The sequence below is a fragment of the Bradyrhizobium sp. U87765 SZCCT0048 genome (assembly GCF_018131225.1).
Classification (GTDB): domain Bacteria; phylum Pseudomonadota; class Alphaproteobacteria; order Rhizobiales; family Xanthobacteraceae; genus Bradyrhizobium_A.
Genome location: NZ_JAFCMM010000002.1, coordinates 1,183,414 through 1,197,811, shown reverse-complemented (window position 1 = coordinate 1,197,811; position 14,398 = coordinate 1,183,414). Strand labels below are relative to the sequence as shown.

15 protein-coding genes are annotated in these 14,398 nt (G+C 65.4%); 6 read left to right on the top strand and 9 right to left on the bottom strand.

The annotated features are described in order from the left end of the window. Positions 1–355: 355 nt before the first annotated feature. Both JQ639_RS18550 and JQ639_RS18545 read right to left on the bottom strand, forming a co-directional pair. Positions 356–700, bottom strand: a complete 345-nt coding sequence (locus JQ639_RS18550) for an ETC complex I subunit (RefSeq protein WP_137901424.1) — start codon at positions 698–700, stop codon at positions 356–358. A 78-nt stretch (positions 701–778) separates the two neighbouring features. Further along, complete coding sequence (locus tag JQ639_RS18545) at positions 779–1,285, bottom strand: Hsp20/alpha crystallin family protein (protein ID WP_137901423.1); 507 nt, start codon at positions 1,283–1,285, stop codon at positions 779–781. Positions 1,286–1,661: 376 nt separating this feature from the next. Here JQ639_RS18545 and JQ639_RS18540 point away from each other — a divergent pair, with 376 nt between their 5' ends. Together JQ639_RS18540 and JQ639_RS18535 are read left to right on the top strand one after the other, a co-directional pair. Continuing rightward, the gene (locus JQ639_RS18540) at positions 1,662–3,167 is read left to right on the top strand and encodes an ATPase domain-containing protein (protein WP_244625929.1); all 1,506 of its coding nucleotides are present in this window, start codon (positions 1,662–1,664) and stop codon (positions 3,165–3,167) included. Next, the gene (locus JQ639_RS18535) at positions 3,145–4,896 is read left to right on the top strand and encodes an ATP-binding protein (protein WP_137901422.1); all 1,752 of its coding nucleotides are present in this window, start codon (positions 3,145–3,147) and stop codon (positions 4,894–4,896) included. The genes JQ639_RS18540 and JQ639_RS18535 overlap by 23 nt, the downstream gene beginning before the upstream one ends. Positions 4,897–4,984: 88 nt before the next feature. Here JQ639_RS18535 and JQ639_RS18530 read toward each other — a convergent pair whose 3' ends face one another. The 3 genes from JQ639_RS18530 to JQ639_RS18520 form a co-directional block, all read right to left on the bottom strand. Then, positions 4,985–5,311, bottom strand: coding sequence for a DUF736 domain-containing protein (locus JQ639_RS18530; RefSeq protein WP_065997979.1), 327 nt, complete (start codon positions 5,309–5,311; stop codon positions 4,985–4,987). Between the two features lie 570 nt (positions 5,312–5,881). Next, positions 5,882–6,316 carry a hypothetical protein gene (locus JQ639_RS18525; RefSeq protein WP_137901421.1) on the bottom strand — a complete coding sequence of 145 codons (435 nt, stop codon included), beginning with the start codon at positions 6,314–6,316 and terminating at the stop codon, positions 5,882–5,884. Between the two features lie 134 nt (positions 6,317–6,450). Beyond that, positions 6,451–6,618, bottom strand: a complete 168-nt coding sequence (locus JQ639_RS18520) for a hypothetical protein (RefSeq protein ID WP_171021003.1) — start codon at positions 6,616–6,618, stop codon at positions 6,451–6,453. Between the two features lie 430 nt (positions 6,619–7,048). Between JQ639_RS18520 and JQ639_RS18515 the strand changes: the two genes are divergently transcribed. From JQ639_RS18515 to JQ639_RS18500, 4 genes are all read left to right on the top strand, one after another. Beyond that, entirely contained in the window at positions 7,049–7,387 is a 339-nt protein-coding gene (locus JQ639_RS18515; RefSeq protein WP_137901420.1) for an ArsR/SmtB family transcription factor, read from the top strand. Continuing rightward, entirely contained in the window at positions 7,387–7,902 is a 516-nt protein-coding gene (locus JQ639_RS18510) for an SRPBCC family protein (protein WP_137901419.1), read from the top strand. Before JQ639_RS18515 ends, JQ639_RS18510 begins: the two co-directional genes overlap by 1 nt. Next, positions 7,902–8,474 carry a dihydrofolate reductase family protein gene (locus JQ639_RS18505; protein WP_137901418.1) on the top strand — a complete coding sequence of 191 codons (573 nt, stop codon included), beginning with the start codon at positions 7,902–7,904 and terminating at the stop codon, positions 8,472–8,474. The genes JQ639_RS18510 and JQ639_RS18505 overlap by 1 nt, the downstream gene beginning before the upstream one ends. Before the next feature lie 204 nt (positions 8,475–8,678). Beyond that, positions 8,679–9,029 carry a GFA family protein gene (locus tag JQ639_RS18500; protein ID WP_137901417.1) on the top strand — a complete coding sequence of 117 codons (351 nt, stop codon included), beginning with the start codon at positions 8,679–8,681 and terminating at the stop codon, positions 9,027–9,029. A gap of 244 nt (positions 9,030–9,273) precedes the next feature. Here the strand turns inward: JQ639_RS18500 and JQ639_RS18495 are convergent, their stop codons facing one another. The 4 genes from JQ639_RS18495 to JQ639_RS18480 form a co-directional block, all read right to left on the bottom strand. Next, the gene (locus tag JQ639_RS18495) at positions 9,274–9,732 is read right to left on the bottom strand and encodes a hypothetical protein (protein WP_137901416.1); all 459 of its coding nucleotides are present in this window, start codon (positions 9,730–9,732) and stop codon (positions 9,274–9,276) included. Positions 9,733–9,776: 44 nt separating this feature from the next. Further along, the gene (locus JQ639_RS18490; RefSeq protein ID WP_137901415.1) at positions 9,777–10,706 is read right to left on the bottom strand and encodes a DUF2493 domain-containing protein; all 930 of its coding nucleotides are present in this window, start codon (positions 10,704–10,706) and stop codon (positions 9,777–9,779) included. A 315-nt stretch (positions 10,707–11,021) separates the two neighbouring features. Then, positions 11,022–12,080: a DUF7146 domain-containing protein gene (locus JQ639_RS18485; protein ID WP_137901414.1), complete on the bottom strand. Its 1,059-nt coding sequence runs from the start codon at positions 12,078–12,080 to the stop codon at positions 11,022–11,024. A 72-nt stretch (positions 12,081–12,152) separates the two neighbouring features. After that, positions 12,153–14,324 (bottom strand): ParB/RepB/Spo0J family partition protein, encoded by a 2,172-nt coding sequence (locus tag JQ639_RS18480; protein ID WP_137901413.1) that lies wholly within the window; start codon positions 14,322–14,324, stop codon positions 12,153–12,155. Between the last annotated feature and the right edge of the window lie 74 nt (positions 14,325–14,398).

The following is a 14,398-nucleotide window of genomic DNA, read 5'->3' as shown; positions in this document are numbered from 1 at the left end:
CGCCTATACGCTTTGCGGACTATGGAGCAACTAAAGCCGACCGCTAAACGCTCCGAATACCCCATCTATAATAGTCGTCCTTGTGTCGGAGCCGCCAGTGTTTTTCCGTTTCGGGGCAACTTTTCCGGGCGGAGCGGCCAACCTGATTCGGTCGCCTGATCCGTTGCTGATGTTTGGCCCAATTGATCAGATGAGCCGTATCGTCAGACCCCTAGGTATGAGCGCAAATCGACTGTGATCGGAGGGGGATCGAGCCGTCCGCCTCCACAAGCCCAAGGAGGATTCAGCGCACCAGAATGGCGGTGGGCGCGCGCAGAATTGCCGGTCGCCGCTGCTCCGGCGCCTTCGGATCTGCTTAGTTCACGACATAGGTTAGACCCTGGCGTCGGGCGTAGGCGACCGCGGATTCGAGGGTCGGAAACCGGAGTTCGACCTGCGTCAGCGGATCGTCACCACCCGTCCAACCCATCAAAGGCTCGATGAAGGGTGGGGTTTGCCGTTCGAAGCGGAGAATCCAATGCTTCGTGCGCGCCTTGCCCGAGGTCATGACCGAGCGCGAGGGGCGAAAGATCCGAGCGACGGCATCGGGAGGAAACACCGAGTCCGGGTTGTGCGCACGCGGCGCGCGGCGGCCGAGGTCGGTGCGACTTGTCTCGGACAGGGGCTGCGCGGGTTCTATTTCTTTCCAGACATAGCTCATGACCTGTCCCTCCCGCGTACGGCAAAGGAAAGGCCGGGGGCGACGACCCGGCTGGGTCTGCCCCTGGCCTCGTCAGGCTTACTGCGCCTGGGCGCCGCCGTTGATGGCGATGCGCTTGGCTTTGGACTGGGCCTTTTCGGACTTCGGCAGGGTGATGGTCAGCACGCCGTTCTTGAAGTCGGCAGCGACCTTTTCCTCCTCGACGTCGAAGCCGAGCCCGATGCGGCGCTCGAAGCGGCCATAGATCCGCTCGCTGAACTGCCGCGCCGCGTCTTCGGTGTGTGAGCGCTTTTCGCCGCGGAGCGTCAGGACGCCGTCCTCGATGAGGACCTCGACGTCCTTCTCCTCCAGGCCGGGGAGTTCTGCGGCGATACGCACGTCCTTCTCGGTCTCGGTCACCTCGACGCTTGGCCACGCCGGGGTGCGGCCGAAAAGACCGGGCGCGCCGAAGTCGCGGAAGGCCTCATCGAACAGGCGGTTCATGTCGCGATGGAGCGACAGGAACGGGCTCGGAGTCCCGCTCCGATAGGGGGTCGGGGTCTGATCGGTTTCCCGACCCCAGGGGATCAGATCACGCACGTTCATCGTCATGTCCTTTCTCAAAGCAACATGGTTGAATGAGGTGCGCCCGGAGCGCCGGACGCCCCTCGGAGCCGGACCTCAATCGAGCGTCCGGCGCGTCAGAAATTTGGGAATGGGGCGGCCGGAGGTCAAGAACCACACGGTCGTGGTTGGGCAACTTTTCGATGAAGAAACAGCTTCGTCGGGCTGATCGCGACCTTTGGGCGACGCGCAGTCCCAGACATCTGCAAGATCAGGCAAGCTTGTTTGAACCAAACCGGCTTTGTTAAGTTACAGGCTGCGATGGAGTCTTGCGCCAAAGGGGCTGGCCTTGTGACGAACTGAGGTCGTGCGACCCGGCCGCGCGCTCCAAGCGTGTTTGCACCGGGGAGCGTCGACCGTGGAAGACCGACCGCAACTGGATAGCTTGGCCGCGAGTGGCATCGCCGGTTTCGATTCTGTCGTGCATGGCGGGTTGGCGCGCGAACACATGTACCTGGTCGAGGGCACCCCGGGTTCCGGCAAGACCACGCTCGCGCTGCAGTTCCTCCTAGAAGGCGTCCGGTCGGGCGAGCGATGCCTCTACATCACGCTGTCGGAAACCGAGCGCGAGCTGCGCGCCACCGCACTCAGCCACAGCCTCGACCTGAATGGCTTGACCATCCTGGAGGTCGCGCCGCTGGAAGCCGATCCGGAGCAGCAGCAGGGCATCATCCACGCCGCCGAGGTCGAACTCGACCACACCGTCGGTTTGATCATCGACAAGGTGAAAGCGCTCCGGCCGGACCGCCTGGTCATCGATGCCCTGACCGAATTGCGTCTCCTCGCGCTCGACTCTTTAAGCTACCGCCGCCAGCTGCTGACCTTGAAGCGTTTCTTCGCGGATCAGCAATGCACCGTCCTGGCGCTCGATGATCTCACCGACAACGCGCAAGGTCTTCAGTTGCACAGCATCGTCCATGGCGTCGTCACCCTCGAGCAGCGGCGGATGCAATACGGCGTCTTCCGCCGCCGCATGTGCGTCGCCAAGCTGCGCGGTGTCGATTACCGCACCGGCTATCATGACTATGCAATCTGCAAGGGCGGTATTTTGGTGTACCCGAGCCTGATCGCGGCCGAGCATCGGACCGAGTTCACGGCAGATGTGCTGCGGAGCGATGTCGGGCCGCTCGATGAGATGCTCGGCGGAGGGCTTCAACGTGGGACCAGCACGCTCCTGATCGGTCCGTCGGGCGTCGGCAAGTCGTCGCTCGCGCTGCAATACACGATGGCGGCGGCGCGCCAGGAGCAGCGGGTGGCGTTCTTCGCTTTCGACGAGAACTACCGCACCGCCGAGGCGCGAGCCGCAGGGCTCGGCATGGAGATCGAGGCGGCGAGAGAGAGCGGAACGCTTGTCTGGGAGCAGATCAACCCGGTGACGCTGTCACCGGGCGAGTTCGTCGACAAGGTGAAGCGCAACGTCGAGGCGGGCGCGAAGCTGGTCGTGATCGACAGCCTCAACAGCTATATGGCGTCGATGCCGGAGGAGCAGGCGCTCATCCTGCATATGCACGAGCTGCTGGCGTATCTCGGGAATCAAGGGGTGGTCACTATCCTGATCATGGCCCAGCACGGCATGGTCGGCGACGTGGCGGCGCCGATCGATCTCAGCTTCCTCGCCGACGGCATCGTCCTGCTGCGTTACTTCGAGGCTGAAGGCGAGGTCCGCAAGGCGATATCAGTCTTGAAGAGCCGCAGCGGCCGGCACGAGACGACGATTCGCGAATATCGTCTGATATCTGGCGAGGGCGTCAGCGTCGGTCCGCCGATTCGTTCCTTCCGTGGGGTCCTGTCGGGCGCGCCCAGATTTGTCGGAAGTCCCGAGGCCCTTCCGGACGCCCGCGATGACGCAAATCCCGGGCGCTGAAGAACGTGACGAGCGCGTGCTGATCCTGGCGCCGTCGCGTCGGGACGGTCCCACGGTCGCGGCGATCTTGGAGCGAGCAGGACTTGCGACCCAGACCGTCGCCACGCTCGCCGATCTATGCCGGGGAGTGGACGAAGGGGCCGGGGCAGTGGTGGTCGTCGAGGAGGAGGTCTCGCCACCGACCGCGATGTCCATGCTGCAGGCTTGTCTTGCGCGGCAGCCCGCGTGGTCGGAGCCGCCGATCCTGGTGGTGACGGCCAGTGGCTCGCGCGGCAGCGCCGGGTTCGGCCGCGGCAGTGAACACTTCGCAGGCTTCGGCAATCTGGTGCTGCTGGAGCGGCCGCTTCGCTCTGCAACGCTGGTCAGCACCCTGCATTCGGCGCTCCGGGCGCGACGGCGGCAATATCAGGTGCGCGACCATTTGCGCGAGCGGGAGCGTGTCGAGGCGCGGTTGCGGGCGCAGGAGCAGGAATTGCGCGGCCTCAACGAAACGCTCGAAGAGCGCGTTCGCGAACGCACCGTGGAGCTGGAAGAGGCGAACCGCAGGCTGGCGGCGGAAATGGAGCAGCGGCAGGAGGCCGAGCGGGCGCTCCGGCAGGCGCAGAAGATGGAGGCGATCGGCCAGCTCACGGGCGGCGTCGCCCATGACTTCAACAATCTTCTGATGGTGGTCTCTGGCGGGCTGGACATGTTGGGGCGGGCTCCCGACCCGGAGCGCCGCGAGCGGATTGTCTCCGGCATGCGCCAGGCCGTCACGCGCGGCGCGTCGTTGACGCGCCAGATGCTTGCCTTCTCGCGACGCATGTCGTTGGCGCCCGAGGCGATCGACTTGCGTGCTCGCTTCGATGACATGCGCATCCTGATGGCAGGGGCTCTGCGCGAGGATATCGCGCTCGAGATCGAGCTTGCGGAAGACCTCTGGCCGGTGATGGCGGACCAGACGCAGCTCGAGCTTGCCATCCTCAACACGGTCGTCAACGCGCGGGATGCCATGTCGCAGGGCGGGACCGTGACGATCTTCGCTGGCAATGCGCGACTGGACGGCCGTGGCGAAAGTCGTCTGGCCGGCGAATTCGTGCGGATCGAAGTTCGTGACACCGGCATCGGAATAGCACCTGACATCTTGGATCGGATCTTCGATCCCTTCTTCACGACCAAAGAGGTCGGGAGCGGCACCGGGCTCGGCCTCAGCCAGGTCTACGGCTTCGCCAAGCAGTCGGGGGGACATGTGAAGGTGCGGAGCCGTCTCTGGGAGGGGACGAGGATCATCCTACACCTGCCGCGCGCCAGCAGCCTTCCGCTCGCGGCGGCTGTCGAGGCGAGTGCACCCGCAATACAGGTACCAGGCCCGAAGGGCGAGCGCCGGATTCTCCTAGTTGAAGACAATGACGAGGTCGCGGAGCTGGCCGGCCAGATGCTGGAGGGGCTCGGCTTCACGGTTCGCCGGGCGGAGAGCGCGCCGTCCGCGCTCGCGCAACTGGAGAACGGCCACGCCGCCGATCTGGTGTTCTCCGACGTGGTGATGCCGGGCGGCATGAGCGGCATTGAACTCGCCCGCGAACTCGCGCGCCGCCGTCCGGGCCTGCCCGTCGTGCTCACGAGCGGGTTTAGCGACGGCCAGCGGGATGGCGACGCAGAGGGCCTGAGATTGTTGCGGAAGCCCTATCGGCTCGACGAGCTGGAGGCGGCACTCGCGGCTGCCTTTGGAGCGCATCTCCCTTCCAGCTGAATCGATGGCCGTACGGCAAAGCCAAAGGTGCCGGAGAGCTGAAAGATCGCCCCGCCCGGTTTTGCCGGGCGGGGCATTCGCTGGGGCCTCAGTCGCCGTTGCGGCGGCTGGGGCGGGACCAGATGAGGCTGAAGCCTTCGCCTTCCTCGTCGTCGAAGAGGTTGGCGTAGATCGGAGCGGTGAAGCTCGGATCGTCCAGCTTGAGACCGAGATAGTCGCGGCCCTCGTTGGAGCGCTTCGACCAGGCGGCGCCGATCTCGGCGCGGCCGACGAAGACCCGGTGGCTGGGGGCGTTCTCGCCGCTGGCGCGGGCTTCGGGGACGATGCGGACGTTCTTGGTCTGGACGCTGAGGGTGACGATTTCGCCGGTGTACTCGTTCGAGCCGGTCTTCTTGAAGGTGCCGATGGTCGCCATGGGAAGTCTCCTTTGGATTTGCCTGTCGAGCCCGCACCATTGCGGCCTCGATGGTGATCGCCCGGCCGGAGGCAATCGACGGCGCACCCGCAGGGCTTCAGACAGCAAAGGAGGGACTTTCTTGGTGCGCGAGGAATGACGGCGCAGCCGGCAGGGGAAGAAAGTCTTGACGGCGCTGTTGCGCCTTAGGCGATTGAGGCGAAGCCGTCCTTCGGCCAGATACACCCATCGAAGAGGCCGTGTCGGTGCGCTCGCAACAGGCAATGGGTCAACGGAGACCTAGCGATCTGTCGCCGCCCGCAAAGCCCGGCTCCGGACAGATGGCGATCGTCATCAACTTGGCGTGCGTACGACGCTCGCGCGGTCCCCGAAGCCCGCTTCTGGGCGGGGACGCTGCTGCTCGCGTCTTCATCAATGCGTGCGTCCGCGCCGACCCCGTCGCAAGCCCTCGAACGGCGCGGCTCTCGGCTGGACTGGACGCTTCGAGCCACCCGCTCCCCGACCGTCCTCTGGTCGAGGAGGTGCGCTGAACCAGGGTCTGGTCCCGCCGCTGCATCCCTCAGATGGGTATTACGCCCCCGCGAGCCTCTCGCCCGACTGGGCGGGAGCTGCGGCAGCGATCCGGACCCAGGCCGTCACGCCGACGGCGACGGCTCCGATTGCGGAGAACAGCATCTGCCAAGTCTCCGAGGGCACCGCGTGTTTCACGATCCCGTGGACGGCGTGATAGCCGGCCAGCGCCGCAGGCGCTGCAAAGACCAGCCCGACGGCCAGCCGCAGCCAAGCCGGGCGGGTGATGGTGAAGAGGAATTGGCCGAGCCCGAGCGTCAGCCCGGCGGTTATGAGGCCGACCAGGATGCCGCCGGGCCAGCCTGCGCCCATCTCATAGGCCCAGCTGCCGGCGACGACGCCGGCAAACAGGGGCAGCGCGTAGATGGCGAGGGTGAAGAGCAGCCAGCACAAGATGCCGATGGTTGCGATGCTGAGGAGGATGCCGATAACCATGGTGGTGCTCCATGCAATAGCCTGCGGGTCGCGCCTTCCACCACCGCCACGGCGCAGATCGAAATATAGCCGAAAGAGAGCAAGCGCGGGAGCGGAAATCCGGCAGGATCTTCGCTCCGCGGAGCCGATCGTGCTTAGAGCGCGAAGGGATCTACTTCGTGGACGATAGCCGCGGCGTCGCCGTCATATTCGTTGGCGGGAACGACGGAGAGGCTGCCGTCACCGGCCTGGAAGATCACGATGGTGACCATCAGCGTCGTGGCGAGGCTGAAGGCGAAGGCGTGCGCTTGGTTGAGGGACATCGTTCCGGCTCCTGTCTGGAGGCGGGGGACCATCCCCCGCGTGACAGGCGCCCGATGTGTCCGGGCGAAGGCCGCAATCACCGCGCAGGCGAAGCCGCAGCGGCGGCATGCGCGCATAGCCGACCCTTTACGGGTTGATGGCGTCAGGCCCTCGGCCGGACCAAGGATCAGCGCAAGGACAAGGGGGCTGGTCCGACGTCTGGACCGGAGGCTTGGCTGGATTCTCCAGTACGACGCGCCTCGATCTTTATTGGTTGGTCAGGACATAGCCTCGCGGATCGCTGTTCGGCCGGCACCTGCCTCTCGACCCGTGACGAAGGGCTGCGGTTACCCCCGTCAGAAGCGGAGTTGAGGCTGGGCGCCAACGCCCATGGTCCCGGCCGTGGGCAGGCGGCTTGACGCTCGATATGCACCGACATACATATGCATCATGATGCAACAAAGCGTTTTCCAGACATTGGCCGACCCGACGCGGCTTCGTATCGTCGAAGCGCTAGCAGCCGGGGAACAGGCGGTGGGCGACCTCGTTCGTGCCGTGGACATCGATCAGTCCGGCGTTTCGCGGCACCTGAGAATCCTCGGGGAAGCGGGATTCGTCGTCATGAGGCCCGATGGGGCAAGGCGCCTCTACTCGCTCCGACCTGAGCCGTTCCATGCGATCGACGACTGGGTTCGAAGCTATCGCAGGCTTTGGGAGGGCCGGCTCGATCGTTTCGATGCAGCTCTGGCGCGACGGGGGAGCGCGCGGCAATCCGAGGGTGAGAAGTGATGGCGCACCGCAGCGAGCGGGCCGCGGGTCCCATCAGGTTCGAGCGGATCTATGACGCATCGATCGAGGACGTCTGGGCGCTTTGGACCACGAAAGAAGGGCTGGAGGAGTGGTTCGCACCCGAGGGAATGCGCGTCGAGATGACGGCCCTTCAGCTGCGGGTCGGCGGCGCCTTTGATTATGTGATGACCGCGGTGGGTGCCGAGCAGGTCGCCTACCTGGCAAACCTCGACATGCGGCAGACCGCGCGGGTGAGCGGTCGGCTCGTGGAGATAGTGCGCCACCGGCGACTGCGCATCCGCTTCGACATGGACTTCGTCCCCGGCGTCGAGACGTATCCGTATGACATGCTGGTCGAGATGAGCGTCGAAGCCGGGCGTGTCCGGATGGTCCTTACGGCGGATCGTCATCCGGACCCCGAGATGACAAGCGGCGCAATCCTTGGATTGACCAGCCAGCTGCAAAAATTCGACCTGGCTATCTCAGCAAGAGCAACAAAGGAGCAACGTCCATAGTGCGACCCCTTCTCTACTCCATCAACGTGACGATCGACGGTTGTGTCGACCATAGCGCCGGCTCTACGGACGCGGTGCTTCTGGAGGAGGCGCTGCGTGCAACACATCACCATGCCATAGCGAGCATGGGCCGCGCCGATGCGCTGCTCTTTGGTCGCGTCACCTACCAGATGATGGAGGAAGCGTGGCGGCTGGAGACGCGGACCTTGACAATGCCCGAGTGGACGGACCCGTTCGCACGGACCATTGATGCGATGAAGAAGTACGTCGTTTCCAGCACGCTCGGCGAGGTCGATTGGAACGCGGAGCTGGTCCGTGGCGATTTGGCCGAGGCCGTCCAGGCGCTTAAACAAGAACCCGGGAAGGCGGTGTTCACCGGTGGCGTCAGGCTCCCAATGGCGTTGGCGGAGCTGGGCCTGATCGACGAGTATGAGTTCGTGGTCCAGCCCATTATTGTGGGGCGTGGCCCCAGCTTGTTCGCCGGCCTCTCAAAGGTCATAGACTTGAAACTCGTCGATCGGATTGAGCTGAGCTCCGGCGCCGTGGCTCTGCGCTATGAGCCTAGAAGGTAGGTTGGACGCAGCTCGCAGGCCCCTTTGCTTCCAATCAGATGCACGCCAGGGGCAAATCGGAGTCTTGCGACCAATGGTTTAGGTGCCAGCTCCTTTGACGAGTGGCCATTACGTGGCTCCCCGGCCGGGTTGTCGCGGCAGGCACCCAAGGGGGCGTTCGTGTTGTTAACTGGCTTTACGTAGCAAGCTGTATGGAGGCGCTGCATGGCTTACGAAGGCAGCTGTCACTGTGGGAAGGTAGCATTCCGAGTTAACGAAGACCTTCCAGCGAATGCGGTCAGGTGTAACTGTTCGCACTGTCGAAGGAAGGGGTTTTTGCTATCCTTTGTGCCATCAGGCAGTCTAATGATCCTTCAGGGAGAAGAGGTGCTTACGGATTATTTCTTCAATAAACATGCCATTGCTCACCGGTTCTGTTCGACATGTGGTTGTGAGGCGTTTGGTTATGGCAAGGGTCCAGATGGTGCTGATATTGCGTTCATTAACCTACGGTGCGTGCCTTCGATCGATCTCGATGCCCTGGTAATTCAAGACGTGGACGGTGCTAATCTTTAGATATGCCTGATCGCACCGTCCCATGGATGAGTCGAATGCTGAGAGCTCTTGCTACGCGGGCCGTTCCACATATTATTGGTTGATGGCGTCAATCGATCGGTCGGACCAAGGATCAGCGCAGCAAAGCGGGAGATGGTGGCCGGCGATGGGTGGTTCGATGGTTGTTCTGGATACGGGCCGGACTTCGCCCTTGTCATGAGCCCGCAGGAGAATGCAACAGTGCGCGGCCTGAAACGGAGCGGTCCTACGGCACCGAATTGAGACGCTCGGCCAGACGATCCAGGCCGCCGCGAATCATGCTCGCATACGGGGTGTCGGGCAGATCTGCGGTGGCGGCCATTCCTGCCGCGAGATGGCGCTGGCAAGCCGCTCTGTCTCCTAGGCGCAAATAATCGTCGCCGAGGTTGAGGTGCAACGACGGCATGAAAGCCGCAATAGATAGGCTGTCGTGATGTCCTTTGGCTTCGGCGTCGGTGCAGCGCAGCGCTGCAGCCAGCGCTCGCTGGTCCCATGCCAGCTCATCCTGCAGGTTGTCCTGCGCATCGGCCATGAAATGCGCCAGTGTGCACTCATGGAGGGGTCTTGGATCGCGCTCAATTTTATCCCAGATATCCACGAACGCTTGGCGCGCTTCGGCTCGTGCACCACCTTGTAAGGTCGTGATGGCTGCTTGGATCTCGGTCATGATAGGATCGTCGGACATTGGCAAATCCTAACAAAAATAGATGGTTTTGCGGAAGTCCGGGGCTAACTCGCCCCGGCTCCGAAGTGCCAAACCGGGATGCCGAGCTTCTTCGCCTTGTCGGCGAGGTTGTCCTGGATGCCCGTGCCGGGAAAACGCATGACCCCGATCGGCAGCACGTCCAGCATCTGATCGTTACGCTTGAAGGGCGCGGCCTTGGCGTGCCTGGTCCAGTCGGGCTTGAACGCCACCTGCGGCACCTTGCGATGGTCCGCCCAACGGGATGCGATGCGTTCGGCGCCCTTGGGCGAACCGCCGTGCAACAGCACCATGTCGGGGTGCTTGGCGTGGACCTGATCGAGCTTGGCCCAGATCAGACGGTGATCGTTGAAGTCCAGTCCGCCGGTGAAGGCGATCTTCGGGCCAGCCGGCAGCATGACCTGCGTCTCGGCCCGCTTCTTCGCCGCGAGGAAGTCACGGCTGTCGATCATCGCCGAGGTCAGGTGGCGGTGGTTGACCATCGATCCGCTGCGGGGTCTCCACGATGAGCGAGTTTGGCGCTCGAACTGCTCGGCGGCCTCGTCGCGCATCAGTTCGAAGGCGTCGCGCCGCTCGATCAGCGTCTGCCCTTCGGCAATGAGGCGTTCCAACTCGACCGACTTCACCTCGCTGCCGTCCTGCTCGCGCTGCGAGCGGCGCTGCGCCTGCTCGTTGTCGTCCAGTTCGCGCTCGATCCGCTGGGTGGCGCGGTGGAAGAGGTTGACCGTCGACCAGAGGAGGTCGTCGAGGTCCGGCTCGAGGCGGGTGTCTTCGAGCGTCGAGATCAGGGCGTCGAAGATGTCCGCGATGGCGCCTGCCACCTGGTTGCCATCGGGCAGTTCCCTCGGGTCGGGGTCGTCCGCGAAGGGACGGTAGCCATAGAGCTGAAGTTCGCTGAGGACATGGTCGGTGGGAGATGCGGCGTGGTCCGGTTCGTGGTCGTGATGCTCGCTCATGGGATGCTCCGTCGGTCGTGACCGCGACCCTCGCGGCCTTCATGGCGACGAAAGCTGGCGAGCGGACCGGACCTGCACCCGCAGCGAAGCGCAGGGCCGAAGCGTCAGCGGAGGATGGCGGAGGCCGGCTATTTTGTTTCGCGATGGAAAGCGGCCCAACGGGGCCGCGCCGGAAAATAGTCGGCTGCAGACATTGCCGGTCCGGCCCGGTTGCCGGCCGATCGCCCTCTCGAAGGCCGGGGCGCGGTCCTCCCCGACACGGGAAAGCATCTGAGCGAGGCGGAGAGCGGATTGCCTGCCACATCCCTTCTCGGCCTATGCCGCCAACTGCATAAAGCGCGCGACGTCCTGCGCCGCGATCTGCACCCGCAAGGCTGCCCGAAGGCTATCCTGGCCCAGGATGCGCAAGTCTTCGTTGAAGTCCTCAAGGCTCGGCGACAGCACGATCGCCTCGATGCCGACCGCATGCGCGCGTTCGGTCAAGGTCGCCATCGCGCCGTCGCCTGCCGGATCGTCGTCGCGCGCGATGTAGAGCCGGCGCAGCGTGTCCGGGAAGAGGAGGGCGGCAAGGTGCGCGGCAGAGAGCGCCGCCGCCACGGGCATGGCGGGCAGGACTTGCCTCAAAGAAAGCATGGTCTCAATGCCTTCGCCGGCCGCCATCACCTGGCCCGCCACGCCGAACCGTACGGCGTGTCCGAGGAGGTCGCCCATCGCCCGCCTCGGCGTGTCGATCGTCGCCTTGCCGTCTGCGCTCGAATCCATGCCAGGGGGCGCGAGATAGGTGCGGTGCGCCCCGGTGATCCTGCCGTTAAGGTCGGTGACGACCGCGATCATTGCCGGCCACGTCTGGGTCGGAGAATGCTCGTCGGGGCGATAGTAGCAGCGAGGGTGGAAGCGCAGCGACCCGCTTGCGTGCAAAGCCGTAATGCCGCGTTTGCGGAGATACGTTTCGGCGAGAGTGCCCGAGATCGGCTGCGACATGGCGACCAGCCGCCGTGCCGCCTCCGGCGATCCGGTCGGAGCGGCTGCCTGGCGCGAGGACCGCTGATCAGGGTGAGGCTCAGGATGCGGCAGGCTGAGGAAGCGCCGCGCCTCATCGGTGACGTCCTTGAAATCGATGAGGCCACAGCTTTCGCGGATCACGTCGAGCAGGTCGCCATGCTCGCCCGTGGCCGCGTCGGTCCATTTGCCGGCCGCGCCCTTGCCGGACTCGGAGCCTTTCAGCCGGACGAACATCGATCGGCCGGGCGTGTTGCGTGCGTCGCCGACCAGCCAGTAGCGGCCCTCGCGGCGTCCGGCGGAAAGGTAATGGCGGCAGACCGCTTCCGCCTGACGGCCGAGACGCTGCGCGAGGTCTGATGCGGTTTTCGGCATAAGGCGACCCCAGAAAAAGAAGGCCCGCCGTCGCCGGCGGGCCTGAGGTGGAGACGGGTTTGTTGACGAACGTTATTCGGCCGCGACGGCGTGGGGGACGTTGGCCTCGGCTTCCTCATCATCGTCGACGGGATCGAACTCGCCCATAGCCGTTTCGCCGCCGTCCTCCGCCGTCTCTTCGACGACATCGGTGTCGGCGGTCTCGACCGGGGCCGGCGCCGTGATTGCCGCGTCGCCGGCGTCGGCCGTCTCCGCAGCGACGGTGCCGATCGCCCGCCCAGGCGTGCGCAGCGGCTCCGGCAGCCAGCCCGAGCCCGCGAGGATCTGCGCGGCGGCCTCCGCCATGTCGCCCTTCTTCATATGCTCGATGCGGTCACCGGCCCGGTCGCCCTTCGCCTCGCGCACGGCGGCGAGGATGCGCGCCTTGGTGAGCCGGCCGAGGAAACCGTCCACGGTCGGGGTCCAGCCGGCGCCCGCCATGTCGAGATCGACCGCCTGCGCGAGCCGGTCGGCATGAAGGATCGCCCGCGGCCGGCGATTGTAGGGCTCGATCACGGCGTTGACCGACAGCGCGACGCAGTGCGCGAACAGCGCCTGCCGGCTGTCCGCATCGAAGCCGTCGAGCGCGTCCCAGAGCTCTTCCGGCTCCTTCGGGAGGGTGTTGGCCCAGGCCTGATGCCGCACATCGAGCGCGCGGGCCGACGGCGTATCGGCGAGCCCGGGCGCCTGAGCGGCGAAGCCGGCGCTCTTCAGGTCGAGCTCCAGGCAGGTGTCGAGCGCGTAGCGGTAGAACACGCGGATGCAGAGCGCGTGCAGCGCCGCCAGGAACGCCACGTCCGGGTTCTCGCCGAGCGCGTGGCGCAGCGCGATCGTGCGATGCGCGGTGAGTTCCGCCATCAGCCGGTCGGGAATGGGCTTCAGGCCCTCATCCTCCTCCGGCTCCTCGACGGGTCCGACCTGAACGGCCGTGCCATCGTCGTCGACCTGAGCTGCGACGGTCCGCGTCTCCTCGCCATCGCCGGTCAGTTCGCCGGTGGCGCTGTCCGCCTCCGGCTCGATCGGCAGCTCGTCCTCCGGCCGGACGAACCCGCGCTCGATCCGCAGACCGCCGCCGGCGTCGATGCTCACGAAGGCGCCGGCGCGCCCGATCTCGTCGACGTCGAACCGGACCGGCCGCTGATCGAGGGCCTCCAGCGCGGTCTCGATCTCGCCCAGGCGTGCGTCCACCTCTTCGGGCAGCTCGTCCGCCTCGGCGTATTCGGCCTCCAGTCCATCGAGCTCGGCCTGGAGCGCGGCACGCGCGGCTTCCTCCTGCTCGGTAATGGGGACCTCCTCGCCGCGCAGCTGACGAAGGCCGAACACATGGCCGTAGGGGAACGAAGTCGCGACCTCGGTCCACTTCCAGCCCTCGGCCTCTACCTCGGCCGCTGCTTCCCGGAGCTTCTCCGTCACCATCATGTCGAGCAGGCTGACATCCTGCAGCCAGCCGCCATCGTCGGCCTGGAACAGGTCGCGCAGGACCGTGCCGCCGGCCTCGACATAGGCGTCGATCCCGACGAACTGCGCCCGCTTGTCGGAGGCGCGGACGGCGTGCTCGGTCAGCATGCGCCGGATCACGTAGGGCTGCTTGTCGTAGCCTTGCGTCAGTCGTTCGAACACCTGCTCCTGGCGCTCATGATCGCCCGAGACGGTGAAGGCCATCAGCTGGTCCAGCGTCATGCCGTCCTCGGCATAGACGTCGAGCAGGCGCGGCGACACCGAAGCGAGCTTCAACCGCTGCTTGACGACCGCGACCGGCACGAAGAACGCCGCCGCGATATCCTCCTCGGACTGGCCCTTCTCGCGCAGCGCCTGGAAGGCCCGGAACTGGTCGAGCGGGTGCAGCGGCGCGCGCTGGACGTTCTCGGCGAGGCTGTCTTCCTCGGCGATGCCGTCGTCGCGCACGACGCAGGGCACGGGGGCAGTTTTGGCGAGGCGCTTCTGCTTGACCAAAAGCTCCAGCGCCCGGAACCGCCGACCGCCGGCCGGAATCTCGTAGATGCCAGTCTCGGTCCCGTCCTCGCCGACGATGGGGCGAACCGACAGGCCCTGCAGCAGGCCGCGCCGGGCGATGTCCTCGGCGAGCTCCTCGATCGAGACGCCGGCCTTGACGCGCCGGACGTTCGACTGGGAGAGCACGAGCTTGTTGAGGGGGATGTCGCGCGAGGACGACAGGGTAATCTTCTTCGATGCCGCTTGGGCCATGGTCTTCACTCCACGACGGGCGGCCGGGAGCCTCTCTCTCGGCCTCCTACCCGTCACGAAGCGCAGCGCCGCCC